The organism is Pelomonas sp. Root1444 (genome assembly GCF_001426885.1).
Taxonomy (GTDB): Bacteria; Pseudomonadota; Gammaproteobacteria; order Burkholderiales; family Burkholderiaceae_C; genus Pelomonas.
Genome location: NZ_LMFP01000007.1, coordinates 47829 through 74722, shown reverse-complemented (window position 1 = coordinate 74722; position 26894 = coordinate 47829). Strand labels below are relative to the sequence as shown.

At 72.1% G+C, this 26894-nt stretch carries 26 protein-coding genes; 14 read left to right on the top strand and 12 right to left on the bottom strand.

Annotated features, from left to right (window positions below; all coding sequences use genetic code 11):
- Positions 1-78: 78 nt before the first annotated feature.
- Positions 79-1230: an HPP family protein gene (locus ASD35_RS09680; protein ID WP_056874731.1), complete on the top strand. Its 1152-nt coding sequence runs from the start codon at positions 79-81 to the stop codon at positions 1228-1230.
- Positions 1220-2254: a Gfo/Idh/MocA family protein gene (locus ASD35_RS09675; protein ID WP_056874730.1), complete on the top strand. Its 1035-nt coding sequence runs from the start codon at positions 1220-1222 to the stop codon at positions 2252-2254. The genes ASD35_RS09680 and ASD35_RS09675 overlap by 11 nt, the downstream gene beginning before the upstream one ends.
- Positions 2255-2296: 42 nt before the next feature.
- On the opposite strand, the gene ASD35_RS09670 is transcribed toward ASD35_RS09675, so the two are convergent.
- Complete coding sequence (locus ASD35_RS09670) at positions 2297-3913, bottom strand: S41 family peptidase (RefSeq protein ID WP_082580060.1); 1617 nt, start codon at positions 3911-3913, stop codon at positions 2297-2299.
- 127 nt (positions 3914-4040) lie between these two features.
- The gene (gene ubiA, locus ASD35_RS09665; protein WP_056874729.1) at positions 4041-4955 is read right to left on the bottom strand and encodes a 4-hydroxybenzoate octaprenyltransferase; all 915 of its coding nucleotides are present in this window, start codon (positions 4953-4955) and stop codon (positions 4041-4043) included.
- A 54-nt stretch (positions 4956-5009) separates the two neighbouring features.
- Here ubiA and ASD35_RS09660 point away from each other — a divergent pair, with 54 nt between their 5' ends.
- Positions 5010-5483, top strand: a complete 474-nt coding sequence (locus ASD35_RS09660) for a metal-dependent hydrolase (protein ID WP_056874728.1) — start codon at positions 5010-5012, stop codon at positions 5481-5483.
- Positions 5484-5593: 110 nt separating this feature from the next.
- Complete coding sequence (locus ASD35_RS09655; RefSeq protein ID WP_056874727.1) at positions 5594-6298, top strand: glutathione binding-like protein; 705 nt, start codon at positions 5594-5596, stop codon at positions 6296-6298.
- Between the two features lie 28 nt (positions 6299-6326).
- Here the strand turns inward: ASD35_RS09655 and ASD35_RS09650 are convergent, their stop codons facing one another.
- The gene (locus tag ASD35_RS09650; RefSeq protein ID WP_157275474.1) at positions 6327-7190 is read right to left on the bottom strand and encodes a hypothetical protein; all 864 of its coding nucleotides are present in this window, start codon (positions 7188-7190) and stop codon (positions 6327-6329) included.
- A gap of 99 nt (positions 7191-7289) precedes the next feature.
- Here ASD35_RS09650 and ASD35_RS09645 point away from each other — a divergent pair, with 99 nt between their 5' ends.
- From ASD35_RS09645 to ASD35_RS09625, 5 genes are all read left to right on the top strand, one after another.
- A complete protein-coding gene (locus tag ASD35_RS09645; protein ID WP_056874725.1) occupies positions 7290-8153 on the top strand; it encodes a PD40 domain-containing protein in 864 nt (287 codons plus the stop codon).
- A 53-nt stretch (positions 8154-8206) separates the two neighbouring features.
- Positions 8207-8596: a RidA family protein gene (locus ASD35_RS09640; protein ID WP_056874724.1), complete on the top strand. Its 390-nt coding sequence runs from the start codon at positions 8207-8209 to the stop codon at positions 8594-8596.
- 56 nt (positions 8597-8652) lie between these two features.
- Positions 8653-9258, top strand: coding sequence for a TetR/AcrR family transcriptional regulator (locus tag ASD35_RS09635; protein ID WP_056874723.1), 606 nt, complete (start codon positions 8653-8655; stop codon positions 9256-9258).
- A gap of 120 nt (positions 9259-9378) precedes the next feature.
- The gene (locus tag ASD35_RS09630; RefSeq protein WP_157275473.1) at positions 9379-10221 is read left to right on the top strand and encodes an oxidoreductase; all 843 of its coding nucleotides are present in this window, start codon (positions 9379-9381) and stop codon (positions 10219-10221) included.
- Positions 10218-11219: an NADP-dependent oxidoreductase gene (locus ASD35_RS09625; protein ID WP_056874721.1), complete on the top strand. Its 1002-nt coding sequence runs from the start codon at positions 10218-10220 to the stop codon at positions 11217-11219. Before ASD35_RS09630 ends, ASD35_RS09625 begins: the two co-directional genes overlap by 4 nt.
- 3 nt (positions 11220-11222) lie before the next feature.
- Here ASD35_RS09625 and ASD35_RS09620 read toward each other — a convergent pair whose 3' ends face one another.
- The 4 genes from ASD35_RS09620 to ASD35_RS09605 all read right to left on the bottom strand — a co-directional run bounded on the left by ASD35_RS09620 (position 11223) and on the right by ASD35_RS09605 (position 15762).
- A complete protein-coding gene (locus ASD35_RS09620; protein WP_082580059.1) occupies positions 11223-12098 on the bottom strand; it encodes a DUF2145 domain-containing protein in 876 nt (291 codons plus the stop codon).
- Complete coding sequence (locus ASD35_RS09615; protein WP_056874719.1) at positions 12095-12523, bottom strand: hypothetical protein; 429 nt, start codon at positions 12521-12523, stop codon at positions 12095-12097. The genes ASD35_RS09620 and ASD35_RS09615 overlap by 4 nt, the downstream gene beginning before the upstream one ends.
- A 49-nt stretch (positions 12524-12572) precedes the next feature.
- Positions 12573-14795, bottom strand: a complete 2223-nt coding sequence (locus ASD35_RS09610) for a cation-translocating P-type ATPase (protein WP_056874718.1) — start codon at positions 14793-14795, stop codon at positions 12573-12575.
- A 94-nt stretch (positions 14796-14889) separates the two neighbouring features.
- Entirely contained in the window at positions 14890-15762 is an 873-nt protein-coding gene (locus ASD35_RS09605) for a LysR family transcriptional regulator (RefSeq protein WP_056874717.1), read from the bottom strand.
- A gap of 88 nt (positions 15763-15850) precedes the next feature.
- Between ASD35_RS09605 and ASD35_RS09600 the strand changes: the two genes are divergently transcribed.
- From ASD35_RS09600 to ASD35_RS09590, 3 genes are all read left to right on the top strand, one after another.
- A complete protein-coding gene (locus ASD35_RS09600; protein WP_056874716.1) occupies positions 15851-16261 on the top strand; it encodes a DoxX family protein in 411 nt (136 codons plus the stop codon).
- The gene (locus tag ASD35_RS09595) at positions 16258-16923 is read left to right on the top strand and encodes a glutathione S-transferase family protein (protein WP_056874715.1); all 666 of its coding nucleotides are present in this window, start codon (positions 16258-16260) and stop codon (positions 16921-16923) included. The genes ASD35_RS09600 and ASD35_RS09595 overlap by 4 nt, the downstream gene beginning before the upstream one ends.
- Before the next feature lie 64 nt (positions 16924-16987).
- The gene (locus ASD35_RS09590; RefSeq protein WP_056874714.1) at positions 16988-18487 is read left to right on the top strand and encodes a YdiU family protein; all 1500 of its coding nucleotides are present in this window, start codon (positions 16988-16990) and stop codon (positions 18485-18487) included.
- 461 nt (positions 18488-18948) lie between these two features.
- Here the strand turns inward: ASD35_RS09590 and ASD35_RS09585 are convergent, their stop codons facing one another.
- Positions 18949-19284, bottom strand: coding sequence for a hypothetical protein (locus ASD35_RS09585; protein ID WP_056874713.1), 336 nt, complete (start codon positions 19282-19284; stop codon positions 18949-18951).
- A gap of 72 nt (positions 19285-19356) precedes the next feature.
- Here ASD35_RS09585 and ASD35_RS09580 point away from each other — a divergent pair, with 72 nt between their 5' ends.
- A complete protein-coding gene (locus tag ASD35_RS09580; RefSeq protein WP_056874712.1) occupies positions 19357-20208 on the top strand; it encodes a hypothetical protein in 852 nt (283 codons plus the stop codon).
- Positions 20209-20233: 25 nt separating this feature from the next.
- Here ASD35_RS09580 and ASD35_RS09575 read toward each other — a convergent pair whose 3' ends face one another.
- Positions 20234-20794 (bottom strand): carboxymuconolactone decarboxylase family protein, encoded by a 561-nt coding sequence (locus ASD35_RS09575; RefSeq protein WP_157275472.1) that lies wholly within the window; start codon positions 20792-20794, stop codon positions 20234-20236.
- Positions 20795-20858: 64 nt separating this feature from the next.
- On the opposite strand from ASD35_RS09575, the gene ASD35_RS09570 reads away from it, so the two are divergent.
- Entirely contained in the window at positions 20859-21215 is a 357-nt protein-coding gene (locus ASD35_RS09570; RefSeq protein WP_082580058.1) for a helix-turn-helix domain-containing protein, read from the top strand.
- A 54-nt stretch (positions 21216-21269) separates the two neighbouring features.
- Here ASD35_RS09570 and ASD35_RS28390 read toward each other — a convergent pair whose 3' ends face one another.
- The 3 genes from ASD35_RS28390 to pbpC form a co-directional block, all read right to left on the bottom strand.
- Positions 21270-22829: a methyl-accepting chemotaxis protein gene (locus ASD35_RS28390; protein ID WP_369819200.1), complete on the bottom strand. Its 1560-nt coding sequence runs from the start codon at positions 22827-22829 to the stop codon at positions 21270-21272.
- 357 nt (positions 22830-23186) lie between these two features.
- Positions 23187-24344: a PleD family two-component system response regulator gene (locus ASD35_RS09560; protein WP_056874709.1), complete on the bottom strand. Its 1158-nt coding sequence runs from the start codon at positions 24342-24344 to the stop codon at positions 23187-23189.
- Positions 24345-24382: 38 nt separating this feature from the next.
- Positions 24383-26833: a penicillin-binding protein 1C gene (pbpC, locus tag ASD35_RS09555; protein WP_082580057.1), complete on the bottom strand. Its 2451-nt coding sequence runs from the start codon at positions 26831-26833 to the stop codon at positions 24383-24385.
- Positions 26834-26894 lie beyond the last annotated feature (61 nt).

Below are 26894 nucleotides of genomic sequence, written 5' to 3'. Positions count from 1 at the left end.
TGAAACCCGCTTGATCCGGCGCCCGCGCCGGCGACAGACACAATCGGCGGCCTTGGCTTTGACGCCCAGCTGCCGCCCATGTCCACCGCCGCCTCCCTGCCCGATCGTGTCTTTGCCCTGCTGAACGCGCTGCGGCCCGCGCCGCAGGCCGTCAATGCGCGTGAGCGCCTGCGCGTGCTGTTCGGCGCGGGCCTCGGCATCGCGTTGGCGGGTGCGCTCAGCCAGGCCGTCATGGCGCCAGGCCTGCCGTGGCTGGTCGCGCCGCTGGGCGCAAGCGCGGTGCTCGTCTTCGGCCTGCCGGCCAGCCCGCTGGCCCAGCCGTGGGCCGTCGTGGGCGGCAACACGGTGTCGGCGCTGGTGGGCATCGCCTGCATGGCCTGGCTGCCGCTGCCGCCACTGGCGGTCGCCGCCGTGGCCGTGGCGCTGGCCATCGGCATGATGTTCCTGCTGCGCTGCCTGCACCCGCCGGGCGGCGCGGCCAGCCTGCTGATGGTGATAACCGCCACGCAGGACTGGCATTTCGCGTTCGTGCCGGTGGCGCTGAACTCGCTGCTGCTCGTGCTCGCCGGCGTGGCCTACAACAGCGCCACCGGCCGCCGCTATCCGCACGCGCAGCACGTGACCGCGCCGCCGCCAGCCACCGGGGCGACCGTCGCGCCGCCGCGCTTCGGCGATGCCGAGCTGGACGCCGTGCTGGCCCGCTACAACCAGGTGCTGGACGTGCCGCGCGACGACCTCGCCGACCTGCTGCACGAGGCCGAGCTGCTGAGCTACCGCAACCGCCTGGGTGGCTTGCGCTGCGCGGACATCATGTCCACCCCCGTCATCACCGTCGAGTTCGGCACGCCGCTGGCCGAGGCCTGGGCGCTGCTGCAGCAGCACCGCATCAAGGCGCTGCCGGTGGTGGACCGCGTGCAGCGCGTCGTCGGCATCGTCACGCGCGCCGACTTCATGCGCGCCGCGGAAGCCGACCAGCGCGAGGGCCTGAGCGGCCGCCTGCAGGCACTGCTGCGCCCTTCGCCATCCACGCATTCCACCAAGCCGGAGGTGGTCGGCCAGATCATGACGCGCCAGGTGCGCGTGGCCAGCGCCGACCGGCCGATCGCCGAGCTGGTGCCGCTGTTCTCGGCCACCGGCCACCACCACCTTCCCATCGTCGGCGAGCAAGCCAGGCTCGTCGGCATCCTCACGCAATCCGACCTCGTGAAAGCGCTCAGCCATGGCCCATGACCGCAATGACCAAACCTTCCGCTGGGGCGTGATCGGCCCCGGTGGCATCGCCAACCGCTTTGCGGGCGCACTCGCCGCCGTGCCGGGCGCGCGCCTGGCCGCCGTGTTCGCACGCGATGCGGCCAAGGGCCAGGCCTATGCCGAGCAGTGGCAGCGCGACGGCGCACCGGCGCGCGTGACCACCGACCTCGCCGACCTGCTGGCCGACCCCGCGGTGGACGCCGTCTACATCGCCACGCCGCACTCCCACCACGGCGAGTACGTCCGCGCCGCGCTGCTGGCGGGCAAGCCGGTGCTGTGCGAGAAGCCGCTGGTGACGTCGCTGGAAGAAGGCCGGGTCCTCATCGACCTGGCCAAGGAAAAGGGCGTCTTCCTGATGGAGGCGCTGTGGACGCGCTTCCTGCCCGCCTACGAGCTGGCCGGCCGCATGCTGCGCGAGGGCGCCATCGGCGAGCTGCGCGCGATGCACTCGACGTTCTGCTTCGCCGCCACCTACGACCCCAAGCACCGCAACTGGAACCCGGCGCTGGCCGGCGGCTCGCTGTGGGACATCGGCATCTACAACCTCGCCGTGACGCGCTGGGCGCTGCAGCAGATGAACGACGGCGAGTGCCCCGAGCCGGTGGCCATCGACGTCGCCGCCAAGCTGGCGCCCACCGGCGTGGACGACGCCGTCAACGTGATGCTGCACTTCCCCGACGGCATCACGTCGCAATTCCGCTGCGGCTTCGACGCCGCGTCCGTCAACGCCTTCGAGATGCTGGGCTCCAAGGCCGGCCTGCGCTTCCCGATGGACTTCTGGGGCTCCGAGGCGATCGAGCTGGTCACCCGCAAGGAGCCGGCGCAGCGCACGGAGGCGCCCTACGTCCTCAACGGCTTCGAGGGCGAGATCGCCGAGGCGCAGACCTGCATCCGCGCCGGGCTGCTGGAGAGCCCGCGCATGCCGCACAGCGAGACGCTCGGGCTGCTGTCCTGGATGGACGCCATCCGCGAGCGCTTCCCCGGTGGCGTGAACAAGAAGTAAGGCGCGCCGCGCCCAGCGGGGCAGCCTGGACGAAGGGCCTGTTCAGCGCGGAAGCAGCAGGCGGTTGCTGCGCGCCGGGTTGCGCTGCAGGTGCAGCGCGGCGGCGCCTTCCACGGCCTTGCTGCTTTGCGCGCGCACGCTGGCCGACAGGCCGGTGCCGATGGGGCATTGGCCGGTGGACGCGTGGGTCATGGCGGCGGCCAGCATGGCTTCCTGCGTGTCGCCGAGCGGGCGGCCGAGGTCGTCCTCCACCGTGCAGCCGGGCACGTAGCGCGCCGTCGGGCCACTGCCCGGCACGAAGCCGTCCGAGTAGTCGCCGAAGCCCTTGGCGTTGACGCCGGCGAACTCGATCGGGAAGTAGCTGATGCCGCAGTTGTCCTTGGCCGTGAAGCCATAGGGCTTGCCGCAGGTCTTGCCGCCGATCAGCACGACGTCGACGTTGACGCCGCGCAGGCCGTTGATGACCGACTCGCTGGCCGAGCAGGTGCCCGACTGCGCCAGCACGTAGACGCGGCTGAGGTTCAGCGTCGGCAGCGGCTGCACGCGGGTGCAGCGGCCGCCCTCGGCGATGCAGGAGTCGGCGAAGAACGGCGTGACCTCGTTCTCGGCGCTGCGCTTGGCGCTGTAGCGCAGCGTCTCGAAAGGCTGGCCGGCGGTGCGCGTCGTGCCGGCGATCATGGTCGCCAGTTCGCTGGCGATGAACAGGTAGCCGCCGCCGTTGTAGCGCAGGTCCAGCACCAGCTCGGTCACGCCCTGGGTGCGGAAGTCGTTGACCGCATTGATCAGCAGGTTCTCGGCCGGCAGGTTGTGGTCGTTGAACAGCAGGTAGCCGGCGCGCGCGCCGCTGGGCAGCGTCAGCACGCTGGCCTGCGGCACCGGGTTCTTGGTGATGCTGGCGCTGGCCAGGCTGCGCGACAGCTGCACGCCGCCGCGCTGGAACACGAAGGCATGCGAGGTGCCGGTGGTGCTGGGGTACAGGCCCTCGTTGAGCACGTCGACGCCGGCATCGGTGGTCGTGTCGGCGGCCGTGCCGTCCACGCTGACCAGCTCGTCACCGCGCATCAGGCCGGCATTGGCGGCCGGCGTGCCGGCCTCCACGAACGCGATGCGCAGGCGCCGCGGCGGCGTCGGGCTGGCCATGCTCCATTCGATGCCGTAGCCGGCCTCGACGGCGTTCTCGGACATCGCCTTCCACTTGTCCGTCGGGTAGGTGAAGCTGAAGCGATCGCGCTTGGCGCCCGAGTCCGTCGTCCGCGTGCTCTTCAGCGCCTCGAAGTAATTGTCCAGCGCCGCGTAGGCATCGCTGCCGCTGTAGCCGGCACCGTTGGGGTCGATGCGCGGCACCTCGTCGCGCCACAGGTAGGCCTCGTCGAAGTAGGCGCGCAGCCACTTTTTCTCGCTGTCCAGCGTCGAGGTGCGCAGGTTGCTGGCGGCCAGCGTGTTGCTGGCAGCGCACTGCTGGGCGAAGCTGGACGACGGGCCGGCCGGGTCGGGGGTGAGGCTGCCCGTGCCGGGCGTCGGCGTAGGCGTCGTGGGCGGGTTCGGCGTGGGCGTGCCGCCCACCAGCGGTGTGCCCCCGCCCCCACCACCGCCGCAGCCGCTCAATGAAAGAATTAGCGACAAGGTCAGCGCCCAAGCGCTGCGGCTCACAATCGACATCACTTCCACTCCCTGAAAACTCTGATCAGGCGGTCGGCGCCGCCTCGGGCGGGAAATGTAGTTGCAATTTCATGCCGCCCGAGGCGCTGTTACATGCGGACGCGGCACTCTGACCGAGTTCTGTCCATCAGCGCAGCGCCAGGTCGGCAACGGTGCCCACAAACACCGCGAAGCCCAGCCAGTGGTTGGCGCGGAAGGCCTTGAAGCACTCTGCGCGGCTGCGCCGGCGGATCAGCGTGAAGTGCCACAGCGCCTGCGCGGCGGCGCACGCCATGCCGGCCAGGAACCAGCGCCCCAGGCCCAGCCGCAGCCCCAGCCCGCCCCACGCCGCCAGATAGGCGGCGTAGAAGAGCATGATGCCGGCGACATCCCAGCGGCCCAGCGCGATCGCCGACGAACGCACGCCGATGCGCAGGTCGTCGTCGCGGTCAACCATCGCGTACTCGGTGTCGTAGGCCAGCACCCAGAACAGGTTGGCCACCAGCAGCGCCCAGGCCGACAGCGGTACCGCGCGCAGGTTCCATTCCGCCCCGCCCAGCGCGGCGGCAAAGGCCATCGGGATGCCGAAGGAAAACGCGATACCCAGCACCGCCTGCGGCATGGCCAGCACGCGCTTGGCGAACGGATAGGCGATGGCCACGGCCAGCGCCGCGAAGCTCAGCAGGATGGCCGGCGGGTTGGTGGTGAGCACCAGGCCGAACGAGACGAGCGACAGCGCCGCGCCGAGCAGCAGCGCCTCCTTCACCGACACGGCGCCCGTCGTCACCGGCCGCTGCGCGGTGCGCTGCACATGGCGGTCGAACTCGCGGTCGGCCACGTCGTTGACGCAGCAGCCGGCCGAGCGCATCAGCACCGTGCCCAGCGTGAAGACGGCCAGCAGGTGCCAGCCCGGCCAGCCGTCCGCGGCAATCCACAGCGCCGACAGCGTGGGCCACAGCAGCAGCAGCCACCCGGCAGGGCGGTCCCAGCGGATCAGCTGCAGGTAGAGCGCAAGCCGCGATGGCTGGGCGGGGCCGGGGGCGGCGGGGGCGGCGGTCGTCATGGCGGGCATTTTCACGCGGCACGGGCAGCGGCGGCGTGGGCATAGTCGGCGTCCATGCCCATCACCCCCTTCCACTTCGGCCCCGGCGCTGCGTTGCATGCGATCGCGCCGCGCCACGTGAGCTTCCTGGCCTTCTGCGCGGCCAACGTGTTGATCGACATCGAGTCGCTCTACAACCTCGTCAACCGGCGCGAGCCGGCGCATGCGTCCTTCCACACCTATGTCGGCGCGACGCTGGTGGTGCTGGGCCTGGCCGGCCTGTTCTGGCTGCTGGACCGCTCGCCGCTGAAGCGTCTGTGCGGGCGGTTGACGCTGCGCCCGGTCGCGATCGGCGCGGCGCTGGGCGCGTGGAGCCATGTGCTGCTGGACAGCGTCATGCACCGCGACATCCAGCCTCTGTGGCCCTTCAGCACCGGCAATGCGCTGCAGGACTGGGTGTCGCTGCCGGTGCTGCACGGGGCTTGCCTGGCATCGGCGCTGTTCGCGCTCGCGTGGATGGGCGTGCGCAAGCTGCTGCGGTCGCCCTGACCCGTGCAACGCTGCACCGGCGGCCAAATCCTTGGCCGGTGTCGGCCCATTCGGCGCGCTACTAAAGTGGCTCAGCCCCTTTTCACATCGCCCCGATTGCACCGACCGCCATGACCGACCTCAGCCAGTTCCCCATCACCAAGAAGTGGCCCGCCGCCCATCCCGGGCGGCTGCAGCTCTACTCGCTGCCCACGCCCAACGGTGTGAAGGTGGCCATCATGCTGGAGGAGATCGGCCTCGCGTACGAGCCGCACCTCGTCAAGTTCGACACCAACGACCAGCTCAGCCCCGAGTTCCTGTCGCTGAACCCGAACAACAAGATCCCCGCCATCATCGACCCCAACGGCCCGGGCGGGCGGCCGCTGCCGCTGTTCGAGAGCGGCGCCATCCTCATCTACCTGGCGGAGAAGACCGGGCAGCTGCTGCCCAAGGACCCGGCGCGCCGCTACGAGGCCATCCAGTGGCTGATGTTCCAGATGGGCGGCGTCGGGCCGATGTTTGGCCAGGTCGGCTTCTTCCACAAGTTCGCCGGCAAGGACTACGACGACAAGCGCCCGCGCGACCGCTACCTCGCCGAAGCGCGCCGCCTGCTCGGCGTGCTGGACGGCCACCTCAAGGGCAAGTCCTGGCTCGTCGGCGACGAGTACACGGTGGCCGACATCGCCACCTTCCCTTGGATCAACAACCTGATCGGCTTCTACGGTGCCGGTGAGCTGGTGGGTTATGCCGACTTCCGCGAGGTCGACCGCGTGCTGCAGGCGTTCCTGGCGCGGCCGGCGGTGCAGCGGGGGCTGAAGATCCCGGCGCGCGACTGATTCGCCGTGCCGAGGTTCAGTGCCGGCTCTACTGGCCGGCGTCCGATGCCGTTGGCTTGACCGGGCCGACCTCCACCGTGCCCCGCACCGAGCGGTAGGCGGCCTGCTCCACCAGCTTGTTGAGCTGCGTGACGATCTCGGCCGGCGAGACCTGTTCGATGACGTCGATGGCGTTGGACTTCGGGTCGCTGTACTTGGTGTGCGTGAACTGCGGCTTGCGCGCAACGACGGTCAAGGTCTTGGCGTCCAGGGTCACCCGCTCGAAAGAGATGAAGGGTGCGACGTAGGCCTTGCTCTTGTGCTGCTCGCCGGTGCGCGGGTCGGTGGTGGTCTGGTCCTGGTCGGCCTGCTCCTGCTTGCGGTCTATGCCGTCCTCGTCGAGCAGCTCCCACTGGTTGCCGGTGGGTTTGACGTAGATGCCGATGCCGCCGAGCCGGCTGGGCATGCCCTCGCGCGACTCCCACGCGTAGCGCGGCAGGATGGCCTCGATGCGATCCCACTCGGCGCGCTGCGGTATCTGGATCAGGCGTTCCCGCAGCGCATCGAGCACCAGCGCATCGCGGGTTTCGAACGACGCGTTCCTGAGCTGCTCCACGAGCCCGGGGTTGGCGCTCCAGCGCAGCATGATGCGTTGCGAGGCGGGCTCCTCGGCGGCCAGGGCGCTGTCCAGCCCGCGCAGGACCGCCATGTTCAGCAATTGCGGGTCTACCTGCACGGTGCGGCGTGAGAAGTCGTCCAGGCTGCTGGCGCGCTTGCCACGCTGCTTGACGATGCTGAGTTGGTCGCCGAGCGTGGAGATGAGCGCGATGGTCTGCGGACGTTGGGCCGCCTCCTGAGCCGGCGCGGCCAAAGGCAGCACGATCACGGCCAGAGCCCATAGTCGTTTGAGCATCGTCTCACCTCCCGAGTGCTTCCAAGCGCGCATGCTAACGCCGAGAATCCGGTGTCTCGCCTCACGAAGCCGGCGCTTCCCTGCCCTGGAAGGATTGCGATGAAGGCCTTGCTGGCCCTTGCCCTTGCCGCTGCCGCAAGTTCGCCCTCGCGCTGGACGCCCGAGCGCGTCGCGACCGACCAGTACGAGTCCTCGCCGAGCTTCTCGCCCGACGGCCGCACCATGGTCTTCATGCGCGCCGATCCGCAGTTCTCGGTTTACCGCCTGCTGCAGTCGGACTGCGGCCCCACGGGCTGGAAGGAGGCGGTGCCCGTGGCCGTCTCGGTGCCGCCGCCGGCCAGCGATGCCGACCCCTTCATCACCGCCGATGGCCGCCAGCTCTGGTTCGTGTCCAGCCGCCCCTTCCCCGGCAAGCGTGGCGACGACCTCGACATCTGGGTGGCCGACAGCGACGGCCGCGGCGGCTGGGGCGCGGCGCGGCGCCTGCCCGAGCCCGTCAACTCGCCGCAGTCCGAGCTGCTGCCGCGCCGGTTGCCGGACGGTCGCCTCTTCTTCGGCTCCGACCGCCCTGGCGGCCTGGGCGGCAACGACGTCTATGTCGCCACGCCGCAAGCCGATGGCGGCTGGCGCGTGGCCAACCTCGGCGCGCCGCTGAACACGGCGCGCAACGACTACGAAGTCGAGGTGTCGCGCGACGGGCGGCAGGCCGTCGTCGTGTCCGACCGCGAGGGGCGCTCGCACCTCTACCGCTATGCGCGTGCGGCCGACGGCTGGCGGCCGTTGGGCCGTGTGCCCGCCCGCGAGGAGGTCTTCCAGGTCGGCCCGCTGCTGTCGCCCAAGGCGGACCGCCTGCTGTTCGCGCAAGCCGACGGCGCGCGCTCGGGCGAACTGTTCCTCGTCGACCTGCAGGCCGCTGCCGACGCCAGCTGGCCGCCGGCATGCGCGGGCAGCCCGCCGCGATGACCGTGACGCGCCGCACGGCGGCCCTCGCCCTCACCCCAACGACAGGAGCCGCCATGGCCGCCAAGACCCGCCCCGTCAATGCCGCCAACGCACCGGCGCCCTCAGGCGGCTATGCGCAGGCGCTGGAGCTCAGGGCCCCGTCGCGCCTGCTCTTCATCAGCGGGCAGATCCCGGTCGACCGTGCGGGCGGCGTGCCCAAGGACTTCGCCGCGCAATGCCGGCTCGTCTGGGCCCACGTCGAGGCGCAGCTGCGCGCGGCCGGCATGACGCTGGACCATCTCGTCAAGGTGACCACCTACCTGGGCGACCGCCAGCACGCGCTGCAGAACTCAGCCATCCGACGCGAGGTGCTGGGCGCGCGCAGCCCGGCGTTGACGGTCCTCATCGCCGGCATCTACGACAGCGACTGGCTGCTGGAGATCGAGGCCATCGCGGCCGACTGACTTCAGGCGCCGCGACGGCGCGCGTGTGGGGCTGGCGCGCCGCCGGCATACATCGTATGATGATCGTCATGCGAAAAACAACTGCCAATGCCCGCGCTGCAGCCAAGGACGCCACGCACGAGCGCATCGTGTCCGTGGCGGCGCGGGCCATCCGCCGCAGCGGCTACGGCGGCACGGGCGTGGCGGACATCATGAAGGAGGCCGGCCTGACACACGGCGCCTTCTACTCGCACTTCGCTTCGCGCGAGGCCATGCTGGCCGAGGCGGCAGCGAAGGCATGCGCGGAATCGGCCGCCGGCGCCACCCAGGTGGCGGCCGACGCGCCGCCCGGCATGGCGCTCCACACCATGCTCGCCACCTACCTCTCCAAAGGGCACGTCGAGCAGCTGGAAGCCGGCTGCCCGCTGGCGGCGCTGGGTTCCGAGACCTCGCGGCAGGCCCCCGAGGTGCGTCGGGTCGCGACACGCCATATCAAGGCCACCATCGACCTGCTCGCCCGCCAGCTCCCGGACTGGGGGCAGCAGGGTGCGCACGAGAAGGCGCTCGTGATGCTGTCCACGATGGTGGGCGCCCTCATGCTGGCGCGCGCGGTCGATGAGCCTGGGCTCTCGGACAGCCTGCGCGAAGCGGCACTCCAGCATCTGACGTCCATCGGGCGCTGAGCCTTGGCCGCGCAGCGCCCTTTTTGCTCGCCTCAACACATGATGATCATCATGCGAATTTGCGGCGCAGCGCCCGTCGATCCGACTTTCACCATCCCCACCACCTGACGGAGAAGCGTCATGAACATGAAGAAGCAGGGCCAGAAGATCGCCCTCGTGACCGGCGCCTCGTCGGGCATCGGGCAAGCCACCGCAGAGCGCCTGGCCAGCGCCGGCTACATCGTCTACGGCACCAGCCGGCGCGGCAGCGCTGCGGGCGGGCGATCGTTCGAGATGCTGGCGCTGGACGTGACCCAGGATGCGTCCGTGGCCGAGGCGGTGTCGCAGGTGATGCAGCGCGAAGGGCGCATCGACCTGCTGGTCAACAACGCCGGCTTCGGTGTCGCTCCGGCAGGGGCGGAAGAAAGCTCGATCGAGCAGGCCCAGGCCATCTTCGACACCAACTTCTTCGGCATCGTCCGCATGACGCGCGCCGTCCTGCCGCACATGCGCGAGCAGCGCGCCGGACGCATCATCAACATCGGTTCGGTGCTGGGACTGCTGCCCATGCCTTATGGCGCGCTCTATGCCGCGACCAAGCACGCGGTCGAAGGCTATTCCGAGTCGCTCGACCATGAGCTGCGCACCCGGGGCATCCGCGTCTCGGTCATCGAGCCGGCCTACACGAACACGCCGTTCGATGCGAACTTCCTGCAGCCCGACGCCCAGCTCGATGCCTACCGCGAGGCGCGCGCCGCCGTCAGCCGCCGCGTGAAGGAGGTGATGGCCACGGCCGACCAGCCGGGCGTCGTGGCCGAGACCGTGCTGAAGGCCGCCAGCGCGGCCCACCCACGGCTGCGGTACACCGCCGGCGGGCTTGCCGCCCGGCTGAGCTGGCTGCGCAGGTTCGCGCCGGCCGGCGTGATGGATGCCGGCATCCGACGGGACCTGCGCCTGGACGCAGCGCAGGCGGTGCAATCATGAAGGCCTTCGTCGTCGATCGCTATCAGAAGCAAGCCCCGCTACGTCTGGCCGACATGCCGACGCCGGAACTCCGTGACGACGAGGTGCTGGTCGAGGTTCACGCCGCGGGCGTGAACCTGCTGGACGCCAAGATCCGCAGCGGCGAGTTCAAGCTCATCCTGCCCTATCGCCTGCCGCTCATCCTGGGCCACGACGTCGCGGGCGTGGTCGTCAAGGCGGGTGCGCGCGTGCGGCAGTTCAAGCCGGGTGACGCCGTCTATGCGCGTGTCGACGACTTCCGCATCGGCACGTTCGCCGAATTCGTGCCGGTCAAGGAGTCCTCGCTGGCGCACAAGCCGCGCAACCTGACGATGGAGGAAGCGGCCTCCATCCCGCTGGTGGGCCTGACGGCCTGGCAGGCGCTGGTCGAGAAGGCCGGCCTCACACAGGGCCAGCGCGTCTTCATCCAGGCCGGCTCCGGCGGCGTGGGCACCTTCGCCATCCAGCTGGCCAAGCACCTGGGCGCCAGCGTGGCCACGACGACGAGTGCCGCCAATGCCGCACTCGTGAAGCGCCTGGGCGCCGACGTCACGGTCGACTACCGCACGCAGGATTTCGAGACCGTGCTGCACGGCTACGACGTGGTGTTGAACAGCCAGGACGGCAAGACGCTGGCCAAGTCCCTGCGCGTGCTCAAGCGCGGTGGCCGGCTCATCTCCATCTCCGGCCCGCCGGACCCCGACTTCGGCAAGGAGATCGGCGCACCGGGCTTCGTGAGGCTGGTGATGCGGCTGCTGAGCTGGGGCGTCAGGCGCAGCGCGCGCCGGCTCGGCGTGCGCTACTCGTTCCTCTTCATGAAGGCGAGTGGCACCCAGCTGCAGCAGATCACCCGCCTGATCGAGGACGGCGCCATCCGGCCGGTGGTCGACAAGGTCTTCCCGTTCGCGTCCACCCACGAGGCGCTGGCCTATGTCGAAGCGGGTCGGGCCAAGGGCAAGGTCGTGATCAAGATCAAGTGAGGCCTAGTCCAACGCGGTGACCGTGTCGCCCGCCTGCGGCACGCAGCCCGCCGCCAGCGGCGCGCCGCCCTCGCGCTGCACGACGCCGTGCGGCCCGTGGCACAGCTCGATGCGCCGCGCGGTGGGCCAGCGCCGCAGCGCAAAGGCCTCCAGGCTGTCGGGCAGGCTGGTCTGCACAGCGCCGGCATCGAGCTGCTCGGGCGGATGGTCGTCGAAGTGCACCCAGGGCACGAAGCGCCCCGCCAGCATCAGCCACGGCGACGCGTGCACCGGCTGCGGCGCATAACCCTCGCGCTGCAGCCAGGCTTGCGCATCCTCGCGCGCCGTCGTGCCTGCGGTCGCCGCGGCGAGCAGCTCGGCGACCCACTGGTTGCAGTTCTGGTAGCGCGTGCTGAAGGCGTAGGCATTGGCGCTGTAGCGCGCGTTCAGCAGCCCCAGCGCCAGCGGCTTGTCGCGCGCGGCGGCGGCCCACTGCGCGGCGGCCTCGGGCGGCGGCAGCAACAGGCGCACATAACCGACGCCGGGGTCGTCGCTGCCCGACACGAAGCCGGCCAGGCCCTGGTCGAACAAACGGGGCTGGCCTTCGGCGCAGGCGTAATAGAGCTGGCGCACGGCCCAGGGCATATCCAGGCCGCTGGCCAGCGCCACGCCGGCATGCGAGTAGCGCAGGCCGAAACGCGACAGGTCGGTGCCCGAACGCGCCACCAGCGCCGCCTCGGCACCGGAGGCCGCCAGCGCCTCGCGCACGACGGCGGTGAAGCGTAGCAGGCGGTCCTGCTGCGTGGCCGTCACCTCGATGGGTCGGTCGCAGCCGCGTGGCGGTGAACCGGCCTGGGCCGCGCCGCCGGCTGCCAGCAGCGCCGCGGCGAGCCACTTCAAGGCGTGACGACGCGCGCGGCCAGCTCGCGGTGCCAGGCGTCTTCGAGCACGAGGAAGAAGGCCCGGCCGGTGTCGGCATGCGCGAAGGCCACGCCGTAGGGCTGCGGCGTGGCCTGCACCTCGTCGCCCACCTGGACGGCGCGCGCGGCCAGCGCCTGCTGAGGCAGCGTCAGCGCCACCGGCTCGGCGCCGTCGCGCGCCAGCGTCAGGCGCAGCTTGCCGGCTTCGGCCTGGGCCACCTCGGTGACGCGGTAGCGCCCCTCGGCGCGCTTGTCGCCGCCGGTGCTGCTGCCGGACGAAGCCTTCAGCGAGTCGGACACGCTGCCCGACGAGGCCGAGCCGGCACCCGCGGCGGACGAGGTGAAGGAGTCGGCCTGGGCGACGGACGTGGCCAGGGCGAGGGCGGCGAGGAGGACGAGGCGCATGGGGGCTCGCTTTGGAAACTGCGGATGGCCGACGATAGCGCGGAAGCGCTCAGGCTTTGTTAACGAGGGCCGGGCCCGCCTGCATGGCCGTACCGCGCCAGCTTCTCAACATCAGCGCATTGGCGACGACGCTGACGCTGCTGAAGGCCATCGCCGCGCCGGCGATGACCGGGTTCAGCAGCCCGAAGGCCGCGAGCGGGATGCCCACGACGTTGTACGCAAAGGCCCAGAACAGGCCCTGGCGGATCTTGGCGTAGGTGCGGCGCGACACGTCCAGCGCGTCCGCCACCAGGCGCGGGTCGCCGCGCATCAGCGTCACGCCGGCCGTCTCGGTGGCCACGTCGGCGCCGCCAGCCATCGCGAAGCCCACCGATGCGGCCGCCAGCGCCGGCCCGTCGTTGAGGCCGTCGCCGACGAAGGCGACCACCGCGCCGTCTGTGCGGAGCCGCTGCACGATGGCGGCCTTGTCGCCCGGCAGCACCTCGGCATGGACCTCGGTGATGCCCAGCGCCCGCGCCACGCCCGCTGCTGCGCCCCGGCTGTCGCCGGTCAGCATGACGGTGCGGATGCCGCGTGCCTGCAATTGCGCGACGGCCTCGGTGGCCGTGTCCTTCACGTGGTCGCCGAAGGCCAGCAGGCCCAGCGGTTGTGCACCGTCCATCAGCCAAGACACGGTGTGGCCGTCGGCCTCCAATTGCTGCGCTCTTGCAGCCAGCGCGCCGGCATCGACACCGAGCTCCTGCGCCAGCCGCGCGCTGCCCAGCGACAGCGTGCGCCCATTCACGACGCCTTGCACCCCGCGGCCCGGCAGCGCGCGGGCCTGCTCGGCCGGCAGCGCGGGCAGGTCCTTCGCCGCGGCGAGCACGGCGACGGCCAGCGGGTGGCTGCTGCTGCGTTGCAGCGCGGCGGCGAGTTGCAGCAGTCCGTCGCGCGTGCCGCCCTTCACCGGCTCAGCGGCCACCAGCGCGGGCCGGCCCGCGGTCAGCGTGCCGGTCTTGTCGAAGGCGACGACGCTGACCGCATGGGCCAGCTCCAGCGCCTCGGCGTCCTTGATGAGGATGCCCTGGCGGGCCGCGACGCCGGTGCCGGCCATCAGCGTCGTCGGCGTGGCCAGCCCCAGCGCGCAGGGGCAGGCGATGACGAGCACGGCCACCGCGTTGACGACGGCCTGCTCGGCGTCGCCGGTGTGCAGCAGCCAGCCGGCCAGCGTCAGCGCCGCGATGGCCAGCACGACCGGCACGAAGACGGCGCTGACGCGGTCGACGACGCGCTGGATGGGCGCCTTGGCCGCCTGGGCCGACTCGACCATGCGGATGATGCGCGCCAGCGCCGTCTCCGCGCCGACGGCCGTCGTGCGCAGCGTCAGCGCACCCTCGGCATTGATGGCGCCGCCGGTCACGCGGTCGCCCGGCGACTTGGCCACCGGCAGGCTCTCGCCGGTGATCAGCGATTCGTCCACGTGGCTGTGGCCCAGCGTGATCTCGCCGTCCACCGGGATGCGGTCGCCGGGGCGCACGGCGATCATGTCCCCCACGCGCACCTCGGCCACCGGCAGCTCGACTTCCACGCCGTCGCGCAGCACGCGCGCCGTCGCCGGCCGCAGCGCATTCAGCGCGCGGATGGCCTCGGTCGTGTGGCGCTTGGCGCGCTGCTCCAGCCACTTGCCCAGCAGCACCAGCGTGATGACGGCGGCCGAGGCCTCGAAGTACAGGTGCGCGTGGCCGGGGTGGCGCAGCAGCAGGTAGACCGACAGCCCGTAGGCGGCCGACGTGCCCAGCGCCACCAGCAGGTCCATGTTGCCGCTGCCGGCGCGCAGCGCGGCCCAGCCGGCACGGTAGAAGCGCGCGCCGAGGACGAACTGCACCGGTGTGGCCAGCAGCAGTTGCAGCCCGCCGGGCAGCATCCAGGCGATGCCGAACAGGCCCAGCAGCATGGGCAGCACGAGCGGCAGCGTCAGCGCCGCAGCGGCCGCGACCGGCCACCACACCGGCAGGCCGCCCACCGCCGGCGCGGCGGCGGGCGCTCCGGCAGGCGGGAGGGCGCTGGCCGGGTAGCCGGCCTTGTCCAGTGCGGCCGTCAACGCCTCGACCCGCACATTCGGCAGCGCCTTGACGGCGGCCTGCTCGGTCGCGAGGTTGACGCTGGCCGCCTGCACGCCGGGCACGGCCTGCAAGGCCTTCTCGACGCGGCGCACGCAGGACGCGCAGGTCATGCCGCTGACTTGCAGCGTCACGTCTGTCAGGGCCGGAGAGCGGGCGGTGGCGGTGTTCATCGGAACCTCGGCATCTGGGAAAGTGGCGCCATCGTGAGGCTTCCCATCATGGCAAGGTCAAGCGCGGTGTGCATGGCCTCGCGTGGGCAGGGTTTCAGTCCAGCGTCAGCGCCTGAGCGAGGTGGCTGTAGACGGCGTGCACGCGCTGCAGGTGGCGGGTCTCGGGGTGGGTCAGCAGCCAGAGATCGGTCTCGGCGCCGTCCAGCGGCTCGGTCAGCCGGCGCAGCTCGCGCCGCGGCTCGGCCAGGAACAGCGGCAGCACGCCCACGCCCAGGCCGGCCGCGACCAGCTCGGCCACGCTCTGCACGCTGCCGGTGCGAAAGGCCGGCTGCAGCGTCGGGAAGTGCTTCTGCCGCCAGCGCACCGAGGGGTGCTCCGGCAGGCCGTCGTCGGGCGCCACCCAGGCCGCCTCGCCGGCCTCGACCTGATCCCAGTGCCGGATGGCGCTGCCGCGCGCCGCGTACAGCGCCACGCGGATGGGCCCCACGCGGCGGCCGACCAGGTGCGGCGGCGGCTTGGCCGTGGCGCGCAGCGCGATGTCGGCATCGCGCCGCGTCAGGCTGGCCAGCTCGTTGCCGGTGTGCAGCTCGAACTGCAGCCCCGGCTGCGCGCGGTGCAGCGCCGCCAGCGCCGGCGCGAGCAGGCCGTGCAGCAGCGTGTCGGTCGTCGTGATGCGCACGGTGCCGGCGGCCTGGCCGGGTTGCGCCTGAGCGGCGGCGCGGGCGGCCTCCACCGCGGCTTCCACCTGCTCGGCCTGGGCGGCCAGCGTGCGCGCCAGCTCCAGCGCCCGGTAGCCGCGCCGGCCGCGCTCGAACAGCGCCTGCCCCAGGCCGCGTTCCAGCCGCTGCAGCATGCGGAACACGGTGGACGCATTGACGCCCAGCCGCTCGCCGGCCGCCGCCAGCGTGCCGGCGCGGTGCAGCGCCAGCACCAGGGCGAGGTCGGCGGGAGCAAGTTCATATTGCATGGCTGCAATCTCAGTTGGCTGGATTGCGTATTTTCCTGCGCGTGATGCCTGCCTACATTGGCTGCATCCCTCACGTCCGGAGACACCCATGACACCTTCAACCTCCCTTGGCCTGCTGCTGCTGCGCCTGTCCCTCGGCCTGATGTACCTGGCGCATGCCGGGCTCAAGCTCTTCGTCTTCACGCTGCCGGGCACGGCGCAGTTCTTCGCCGGGCAAGGCCTGCCGGGCGTGCTGGCCTACGCCGTCTTCGCGGCCGAGGCCGTGGGCGGCGTGCTGCTGTTGCTCGGCGTCTGGCCGCGCCAGGTCGCGCTGGCGCTGACGCCCATCCTGCTCGGCGCGGCCTGGGTGCACGCGCCCAACGGTTGGGTCTTCACTGCGCCGGGCGGCGGCTGGGAGTACCCGGTCTTCCTGGCCGCGATGTCCGTCGTGCAATGGCTGGCCGGCGACGGCGCCGGGGCCGTCAAGCGCAGCGGGCGCTTCACCTGGGGCGCGGCATGAGCGGCCTTGCGTTGGTGAGCCATGCGCTGTGCCCCTACGTGCAGCGCGCGGCCATCGTGCTGAAGGAAAAGGGCGTGGCCTTCGAGCGCGTGGACGTCGACCTCGCCGCCAAGCCCGACTGGTTCCTGCGCCTGTCGCCGCTGGGCAAGACGCCGGTGCTGCAGGTCGGCGGCGAAGCGCTGTTCGAGTCCGCCGTCATCTGCGAATACCTCGACGAGACGCGGCCGCCGCGCCTGCATGCCGACGACGCGCTGGTGCGGGCGCGCGAGCGGGCCTGGGTGGAGTTCGGCTCGGCCGTGCTGAACGGCATCGCGGCGCTCTACAACGCGGCCGACGACGCGGCGCTGGGCCGCGCCCGGGCCGCGTTGCGCGCGCGCTTCGAGCAGTTGGAGGCGGCGCTGGACGACACGGGGCCGTGGTTCGCCGGTGGGCGCTTCGGCCTCGTCGACGCCGCCTTCGGCCCGGTGTTCCGCTACTTCGACGTCATCCCGCCCGAGGGCCTGTTCGACGGCCTGCCGCGCACCGCCGCCTGGCGCACGGCGCTGGCCGCCCGGCCCTCGGTGCGCGAGGCCGCGCCGGCCGGCTATGCCGAGCGGCTGCGCGGCTTCCTGCGCCAACGCGGCTCGGCGCTGTCGCGACGGCTGGCCGCCGGCGGCGCATGACCCGCCGGCGCGGGTGGCTCGCCGATTGCCGGCACACTGGCAGGCCGTTCTCGCAAAGGCTCCGATGCACCGTTTTGGCTTCGACAACACCTTCGCCCGCGAGCTGCCCGGCGCCGGCGTGGCCTGGCAACCGGCCGCCGCGCCCGCGCCGCGCCTGCTCTTCGCCAACGCGGCGCTGGCCGAGGAGTTGCGCCTGCCGCCCGAGGCGCTGCAAGGCCCCGACGCCGCGGCCCTGTTTGCCGGCAACCTGCTGCCGCCAGACGCCGAGCCGGTGGCGCAGGCCTATGCCGGCCACCAGTTCGGCGGCTTCTCGCCGCAGCTGGGCGACGGCCGCGCGCTGCTGCTGGGCGAGGTGATCGACCGCAATGGCCACCGCCGCGACATCGCCTTCAAGGGCTCGGGCCGCACGCCGTTCTCGCGCGGCGGCGACGGCAAGGCCGCCGTCGGCCCGATGCTGCGCGAGGTCTTGATCGGCGAGGCCATGCATGCGCTGGGCATCCCCACCACACGCGCGCTGGCGGTGGCCGCCACCGGCGAGCCTGTCATGCGCGACCGGGTGCTGCCCGGCGCGGTGCTGACGCGCGTGGCCGCCAGCCACCTGCGCGTCGGCAGCTTCCAGTTCTTCGCCGCGCGCGGCGACCTGGACACGCTGCGCCGCCTGGCCGACTACACCATCGCGCGCCACGACCCCGAACTCGTCGACGCGCCCGACCGCTACCTGGGGCTGCTGCGCGCCGTCGCCGGGCGCCAGGCGCGGCTGGTGGCGCAGTGGCTGAACGTCGGCTTCATCCACGGCGTGATGAACACCGACAACATGGCGCTGTCGGGCGAGACCATCGACTACGGCCCCTGTGCCTTCATGGAAGCCTACGACCCCGCCGCCGTCTTCAGCAGCATCGACCATGGTGGCCGCTACGCCTACGCCAACCAGCCCGGCATCGCCCGCTGGAACCTGGCCCGCTTTGCCGAAACGCTGCTGCCGCTGGTGGTCGATGAGGACGACGAGCCGGCCGTGGCGCGCGCGGTGGCCGAGGCGACGGCCGTCATCGACGCCTTCCCGTCGTTGTTGGACAGCGCGCTGCTGGCCGGCCAGCGCCTCAAGCTGGGCTTGCTTTCCGCTGCGCCGGCCGACACTGAAGCGGACACCGCGCTGGTGGCCGACTGGCTGGCGCTGCTGCACGCGCAGGCGGTGGACTTCACGCTCGCCTGGCGCCACCTGGCATCCGCCGCCGAGGGCCGGCCCGAGCCGCTGCGCGACCTGTTCGCCGACCGCGCGGCGCTCGACGCCTGGCTGGCCCGCTGGCGCGAGCGCTGCGCGCGCGATGTGGGGCCGCAAAGCGGCGAGCGCGCCGAGCGCATGCGCCGCGCCAGCCCGGCCGTCATCCCGCGCAACCACCTTGTCGAAGCCGCCCTGGCCGCCGCGACGGAGGGCGACATCGCGCCGTTCGACGCGCTGCTGGCTGCCCTGCGCGACCCCTGGCGGGAAGCCGCCCTTCTCACGCCCTACGGCGCGCCGGCCCCCACGGAGGTGACGGCGGGCTACCGGACGTTCTGCGGCACTTGAGGCCGGAGCCGCTCTTCGAAGTCCAATCGCTCAGCATCTTGATTGGAAGGCTGTCGGCGCGCGGCCAGGACCGGTGCGTTGTCAGTCCATGAAAACACTCCTGTTGGCCGCAACACTCGCAAGCCTCCTGCTGATTTCAGGATGCGCCACGCGCATTGACGACGAGGTCGTGGCGCGGGCGGATGAAACCTGCCCGGCCGCGCCCGGCGGGGCGTGCTACGCCGGGCCGGGCGGCCCAAGGTATGCGGGCCCTGGTGGGCCTTTGTACGCAGGGCCCGGCGGGCCGCTGTACGCCGGGCCCGGTGGCGCCGCCTACGCAGGCCCGGGCGGTGCCTGCTACGCCGGACCGGGCGGCGGCTGCCATGCCACGGCCGCACCGGGCCAATGCCCCGCGCTCTGCGCTGCGGCCGCAAGCGCCGCCGCCACGCGGGCCGCGTCGTCAGCGAGCCCTTGAGCCGCCCCTAGGCCTGCCACACCGCATAGCCCGCCTCGCGCAGGCCGATGGCCAGTTCCACCTCCATGTCGCGCGCCGCGTCGTAGGGCATGGGGTTGTAGAACTCGTACAGCTCCGGCATCAACCGCACACCGTACTTCAGCACGAAGCGGTTGGCCTGCACGCCGGCCATGTGGCGGTCGAAGCGCAGGTCCGGGTCCAGCCCGGTCATGCCGACGTACACGCAGGGCTTGACGATGTCGTGGCCGGGGTTGCACTTGCGAAACGCGGGCTCGTTCCACACGCGCTCGGACAGCAGCACGACATAGACGTGGTAGTGGTCGCGGGGCTGTCGGCGCGGCATGGGGCGCGATTGTCGGTTGGCGCCTTCTCTAGAATCCGCCCCCTTTTTGCCTGCACGCGCGCAGCCGGCCTCATGGACATCGTCGTCAACGAAGAACTCAAGGCCTACATCGACCCGCTGACGGTGGAGGAGCACGAGGCGCTGGAGCGCAGCCTGCTGGCCGAGGGCTGCCGCGACGCGCTGGTGCTGTGGGGCAACGTGCTGGTGGACGGGCACAACCGCTATGGCATCTGCCGCAAGCACGGGCTGAGCTTCCAGACGGTGCAGAACACGCGCTTCAAGTCCATCGAGGACGTGCACCTGTGGATGATCGACCAGCACCTCGGCCGGCGCAGCATCTCGGACTTCCAGCGCGGCGTGCTCGCGCTGCGCAAGCGCGAGATCGTGGCCGAGCGCCGCGCCCGCGGCACCGCTGCACAGGCCCCGGCACCGGCCGCCGAAGCGCCCGCTGAGAAGCAGGCGGCCGCCGCGCAGGACGCGCTGCAAACGCGCGAGGCGCTGGCCAAGGCCGCGCGGCTGAGCAGCAGCCAGGTCGTGCTGATCGAGAAGATCCAGAAGCAAGGCGCGCCTGGGCTGGTGGCGGCGGTGAAGGCCGGCGCCGTGTCGATCAACGCGGCCGCGGCGGTCGCCACATTGCCCGCCGAGGAGCAGGCCGCCGCCGCGGCCGCCGGTGCCCAGGAGCTCAAGCAGGCGGCCAAGCGCGTGCGCGAGGCCAGGCGCAAGTCGGCGGCGCCCAGCCCGGCCGTGGACGACGGCGCCACGGCGGAGGATGGGGCCGTGGCCGCCGCGGCGCCCGAACCGCAGGCCACGTTGGAAGCGCTGCGCCAGCGTGTTGCGACGCTCGAGAGCGAGAACGCGGCGCTGCGGCAGGAGCTGGCGGCGCTTCGCGCGCGCTTGCCGTCGCCCGACCCGGCGCCGTTCTGACACGCGCTTCCAGGCCGTTCGTTCCCTACCGATACCGGTCCAGCGCCGGCCGGGCCAGCGCAGCCAGCATGGCGACGCCCGTGTAGTGGCCCACGAGCTGCGTGATCTCCAGCAGCGCTGTCTCGTCGAAGTGCTCACGCAACGCGGTCCAGGTCGCGTCATCCACGTCCAGCCGCTTGACGAGGCCGTCGACGAGCCGGAAGACGGCCAGCAGGTCGGGCGCCCACAGCGCCGCGTCGGGTGCTGGCTCGCGCAGGTCGCCGATCTGCGCGCTGGACAGGCCCATGCGCCGCGAGATCGTCTGCTCGTGCAGGTTGAACTCGTAGTCGCAGCGCGCGGCGCTGCAGGTGCGCAGGACGATGGCCTCGCGCAGCGCAGGCGCCAGGCGCTTGTGGTCCGCCAAGCCGGTGGGGCCGAGGAAGCCGCTGTCCACCATCTCCTTGAAGAGCTCGGCGTGGCGGGCCACGGTCAGGAAGATTTGCGGCGGCGGCATGCCCGGCGGCACCAGCCGGTCCATGCGTTCGGCCACGTCGGCGGGAAGGGGTTGCGATTGCGGCGCGATGCGGGGTGAAGGGGCAGTGTTCATGCTTCGGATTCAGAAGCGTTGCGGTGGGGCGCACTCTAGCGCCAACTGCTTCTAAAATCAAAGCATGACGACAAAACGCCTCGCACGGCTGGCCGCGGCCGATGCGCCCGCCTCCGGCAAGGACGCCCTCAACGCGGCGCTGGAGCTGTTCAACCGCCGCTGGACGCTGCGCATCCTGTGGGAGCTGCGCGGCGAGGACGCGAGCCTGAACTTCCGCGCACTGCAAGCGGCCTGCGGCGACGTGTCGGCCTCGGTGCTGAACCAGCGCCTGGCCGAGCTGCGCGAAGCCCTGCTCGTGGCGCACGACGCCGGCAGTGGCTACCGCCTGGCGCCGCAGGGGCGCGCGCTGCTGGCGGCCATCGAGCCGTTGCTGAAATGGGCGCCGCGCTGGGCGCGCGAGGTGCAGAAGGCGTCGGCTTAAGCCGGCACGCGTGCCGCCCTGCGCACGCGCCCGATGTGGTCGGCGGCTGGGGGTTCAGAACGCATTGGCGATGTCGCCGCTGCGACGGGCGAGCTTGAACGCCGCCACGGCTTCCACCAGTTGCTGCGCCTGAACCTTCATGCTTTCGGCGGCGGCCGCGCTTTCCTCGACGAGGGCGGCGTTCTGCTGGGTCGCCTTGTCCATCTGCGTCACGGCTTCGCCCACCTGGCTCACGCCGGCGCTCTGCTCGGCGCTGGCGGCGCTGATCTCGCCCATGATGGCGGTCACGCGCTGGATGGCATCGACCACTTCGGACATCGTCGCGCCGGCCTGGTCGACGAGCGTGGTGCCCTGCTCGACCCGCTCGACGCTGGCGCCGATGAGGTGCTTGATTTCCTTCGCGGCCTCCGCGGACCGGCCCGCCAGGTTGCGGACCTCCGACGCCACGACGGCGAAGCCCCGCCCTTGCTCACCGGCACGGGCCGCCTCCACGGCGGCGTTCAGCGCAAGGATGTTGGTCTGGAAGGCGATGCCATCGATGACGCCGATGATGTCGGCGATCTTCCTGGAACTGTCGTTGATCCCCTTCATGGTCTCGACGACCTGGCCCACCACGTCGCCGCCCTTGACTGCCACCGCGCTGGCGCTCTGGGCCAGCTGATTGGCTTCGCGGGCGTTGGCGGCGTTCTGCCCGACGGTTGAACTGAGTTCTTCCATGGAGGCCGCGGTTTCCTCCAGCGCGGAGGCCTGTTCTTCGGTGCGGCTGGAGAGGTCGCCGTTGCCCTGGGCGATCTGCGCGCTGGCGGTCGCGATGCTCTCCGAGGAAGTCCGAACCTGGGTGATCAGGGCGACGAGCTGCTGCTGCATGCGGCCCATCGACGCCAGCACGCTGCCGGCCGGCGCCCGGTCGGCACCGCGCACGGTGCTGAGGTCGCCCTCGGCCACGCGCTGTGCGGCGTTGCCGAGGTCTGCCGGTTCAGCGCCGAGCGACCTCACCAGGCGGCGCGTGATGAACCAGCCGAGCACCGCGGCCGCCGTGACCGCGAACACGCTGAGCGCCAGCATCGTCGCGCGCTGCGTTGCATACGACGTGCCGGCCTCTTGCACGTCCAGCCGGGACTGCTCCTTGCTGTAGCCGATGTACTCCCGCGTCGCCGCGAGCAAGGCCGCGAGCAAGGGGCGGCACTCGGCGTTCATCTTCTGGATGGCGTCCTCGTTCCGTCCTGCCGCCGCCAGCTCGACGATGGCCACGGCGATCGGGCCGTACTGGGCCTCGACCTTGTCGATCTTTTCCACCAGCGCCCGGTCACGCTCGGTGGCGTCGGTGCCGTGTGCAACCGCCTCCTTGAGCGCCTTGAGGCTGGCGGTGAGTTCTTCGTGGCCCTTCACGGCCATCGTCTTGGCCGCCTCGCGATCGGCAGCCTTGCTGACGAGCACCATGTCCCGCACGGCGATGGCGCGCCGGTCCGCCATGCCGCGGACGTCGGTCGCCAGGCTCTCGCGCTCGGCGGCGCCGGCGATGTGGTTCGAGAACCGGTCGTTGGCCGTGCCAAGGCTGCGCAGCCCGAGGCCCGTGACGATCAGCACCAGCACCGTCAGGGCGCCGAAAGCCATCGTCAACTGCTTTCTGATCGTCAAAGCGCCCATTTGCATGCCTATTTAAGTATTTATGACTGGGGTCGGTAATAAATAGCTTAAGCCTGCGGCAGCGAAGTGGCAGACGCATCCGGGATGAAGAACCCTTTCCTCCAGCAAGGTTCCGTGGACTTTGCACGCCGGGCTTCAACGACGACGAACCCCGTCGCCTGCCGTCGGACGCAACCCTCCCGGCGTTCGGGCCTGGCGGTGTTCGCGTCGGTCGAGCACGAGAAGGCGCGAGGAGCGGCGTCCTCAGGCAGGCGTGAAGGGCCGTCTCGACGGGGCTATCAGCGATCCGAGCGGCGCAGCAGCATCAGCGCGCTCAGCGCTTCATCAGGCCGGCACACGCACGGCCAGCCGGGCGCGCTCGATGCCGGCGAGCAATGCCTCCTCCGAGAACGGCTTGCCCAGCAGCTGTGAGACGCCCGCGGCGGCGGCGGCCTCGTGCTTGTCGTCGGAGGACGTGATCATCAGCACCGGCAGCGCGGCCGTCGCCGGCGCGGCGCGCACCTGGCGGGTCAGCTCGAAGCCGTCGATGCCGGGCATTTCGACGTCGGTGATCAGCACGTGCGGCTGCTCGGCGGCCATCAGCGCCAGCGCCTGCTCGCCGCTGTCGGCCAGCGCGACGCGGTAGCCCTGCGCGGCCAGCAGCCGGCTGAGCTTGACACGCACGATCTTGGAGTCGTCGGCCACGACGATGAGGGTCTCGTCAGCACGCAGCTCGCGGGTGGGCGGCGGCGCGGCGCGCGCGGCGGCCTCTGCCCGGGCTTGGGCTTCAGCGGCCAGGCGGGCGACTTCGGCAGCATGGGCGGCCTGGATGGCGGCTTCGTGCTCGGCCTGCTCACGGGCGAGGCGTTCGGCCTCCTCGCGGGCCCGTGCCGCTTCGGCGCGGCGCGCGGCCTCGGCCAGTTCGGCGGCGGCGCGCTCGGCGCGTTCGCGGGCCTCGGTTTCTGCAGCCAGGCGTGCGGCTTCGGCTTCGGCGGCCTGGCGTTGCGCGGTCGCGGCCTCCCGCTCGGCCTGTTCGCGGGCACGGCGTTCGGCTTCGGCGCGTGCCTGGGCGGCGGCGGATGCCTCGCGCGCCCGTTGTTCGGCCGCCAGGCGCTCGGCGGCATCGCGTTCCTCGGCCAGCCGGCGGGCTTCGGCAGCCTCGCGGGCGGCCTGTGCGCGGGCTTCACGCTGGGCCGCTTCGTCGCGGTCGGCGCGCTCGCGTTGGGCTTCCACGGCGTCGGCCTCGGCGCGCTGCTCGGCCAGGCGCTGGGCCAGGCCGTCCTCAATCTCGCGCAGCACCGGGTCTTGCGCAGCGCGCTCGTCCTGGCCGTTGGCCAGCCGCTGCGCCCGTGCCACATGCTCGGCCTGCTCCAGCGCCGCGCGCTGGGCCTCGCGGTGGGCGACCGCGTCCCGCGCACGCTGCTGGCGCCGACGGCTCAGCCACAGCAACACCACCACCGCTGCAACCGCCGCGGCCAGGATCCAGATCAACTGCTCATTCATCGTCAGGGGGGCTCACCATGGGGCCGGAAGCTCCCAGCTTAACGAAGAGTGGCAGGGCTTGCGCCCGACTTGGCCGCCGCCGCGGCAGTTTTGCTCGCCTGGGCGCCCGCCGCGCCGGGCGTGCGCGCCGGCAGCGCCTGCACCTCGAAGCCCACGCGGGCCCAGCGGCCGCGGCCGTCCATGGCGGTCAGCGTGTGGGCGCCGGCCTGGCGCAGCGTCAGCGTCTGCACCGCGCCGCCCGCCTCGCTGCTGCCGACGAGCTGGCCGTCCAGCAGCCAGTGCACGCCCTGCTGCGCGCCGACGGCCTGCAGCCGCAGGCCGATGCTGGCCTGCCCCGGCGTGGGGCGCAGCACGCTGCCGGGCTCCAGCCCGACGATGCGCAGCGCCGCGCCCTGCGGCGACGCCGGCGCGCAGCCGGGGCGCCAGGGCAGCAGGTCGACGGGGTCGCGCTGGGCGGGGTCGAGGAAGGGCTGCAGCAGCGTGGGCCAGCGCGCGATGTCGTGGCGGCTGGCGCTCGCGGCGCAGTCGGGGCGCACACGCTGCAGCCCATCGGTCCAGGCGGCTTCGACCAGCCCGCCCGGGCGCAGGCGGTCGGGCAGCGTCGGCGGCACGGCGCCGTCCAGCGTCCAGGCGGTGCGGCGCTGCAGGCAGTGCGCGGGCGGGGTGGCGGCCTCGGCCGTGCCCAGCGGCCAGCAGATGGCCTGGGCGCCGACGCTGGCGGGCTGGTGGCGTGGGGCCAGCTGTTGCCGGGCTTCGTCGGGGCCGAGCGCCGCGGCCAGGTCGCGCAGCAGCGGCGCGGCCGAGTTGGCGCCGAAGTGGCCGGGGTTGGGCGTGCCGTCGGGCCGGCCTATCCACACGCCGAAGGTGTAGCGGTCCGTCACGCCCAGCGCCCAGGCGTCGCGGAAGCCGAACGACGTGCCGGTCTTCCACGCGATGCGCTGGTTGCCCTCGCGGAAGGGGCTGCCGGGGCGGCCGCCGTTCTCCAGGATCTCGCGCACGATGAAGGCGGCGCCTTCGCTCATCAGCCGCGCCTCGGTGACGGGCCCGGCCGGCGTGAGCCGCGGCCTGGCCGCCAGGCCGCCGCGGGCCAGCGCCGTGTAGGCGCCGACGAGTTCCTCCAGCGACGTGCTGCCGCCGCCCAGGATGAGGCTGAGGTTGGGCGACGCGTTGGCCGGCATGCGCAGCCGCAGCCCGGCGTGGCGCAGCCGGCCGGCGAAGCGCTCGGGGCCCAGGCGCTCCAGCAGGTCCACGGCGGGCACGTTGAGCGAGCGCTGCAGCGCCTCGGCCACGCTGACCGGGCCGGAGAAATCGGCCTGGAAGTTGCCCGGCGCATAGCCGCCGAAGTTCTGCGGCGCGTCGATCAGCAGGCTCTCGGAATGGATCAGTCCCTCGTCCAGCGCCATCGCGTACAGGAAGGGCTTGAGCGTGGAGCCCGGCGAGCGGTGGGCGCGCACCATGTCCACATGCGCGCCGCGCTTGGCATCGGTGAAGTCCGCCGAGCCCGCATAGCCGCGCACCGCCAGCGTGCGGTTGTCGACCACCAGCGCGGCCATGGAGGCGGCATCGGGCAGCGTGTTCAGTCGGTCGGTCAGCAGCTGCTCCAGCCGGGCCTGCAGGCCGGCGTCCAGCGTGGTCTGGATCACGGCTTCGTTCTGGCCTTCTCGGCGGGCCTGCTGGCGCAGGCGCTCGGCCGCCAGCGGCGCCAGCCAGCGCGCACGCAGCGGCGGGGCGAAGACGCGCTCCAGCTTGGCGTCGGCCACGTCCGCCGCGCTCCAGACGCCGAGCGTCTGCATGCGCGTCAGCACCTTGTCGCGTGCGGCCTGCGCGGCGGCCACGGCGCGGTCGGGGCGCAGCCGGGTGGGCGACTGCGGCAGCGCGACGAGCAGCGCGGCCTCGGCCTGCGACAGCTCAGCCGCGCCCTTGCCGAGGTAGGCGCGGCTGGCCGTCTCCACGCCCTCCAGCGGCCCGCCCATGGGCGCGAGGTTCAGGTACAGCGACAGGATCTCGTGCTTGCTGAGGTGGAGCTCCAGCTGCAGCGCGCGGGCGATCTGGCGCAGCTTGGCGGGGAGGGTGCGGCCCGTGGCCCGGTCGTCGACGAGGCGCGCGACCTGCATCGTCAACGTGGACCCGCCCGACACGATGCGGCCGTGCCGCGCCCACTGCCACGCGGCGCGCGCCAGCGCCGCGGGGTTGATGCCGGGGTGCCAGTAGAACCAGCGGTCCTCGTAGTGCAGCAGCGCCTGCAGGTAGCGCGGCGACACGGCCTCGGGCGTGGTCGGGTGGCGCTGCGCGCCGTCGTCGCTGGCCCAGCTGCGCAGCGGCGTGCCGTCGGCAGCCAGCACTGTCAGCGTGGGGGAGGTGGCCGTGGGCTGGAGGAGGGGGAAGGCGAAATCGGCGATGAGGACCGCCAGCAGCAGCGCGGCGAGGGCGAGCTCGAAGCGGCGCCACCGCAAGGCCCCAGGCGCCCGCGCCGACTCGGTGCTGTTCACTCAGAGGTTGAGAGGTTTTCGGCCGTGCCCGAAAGGCGCGTCAAAACGCTGCCGATCTAGG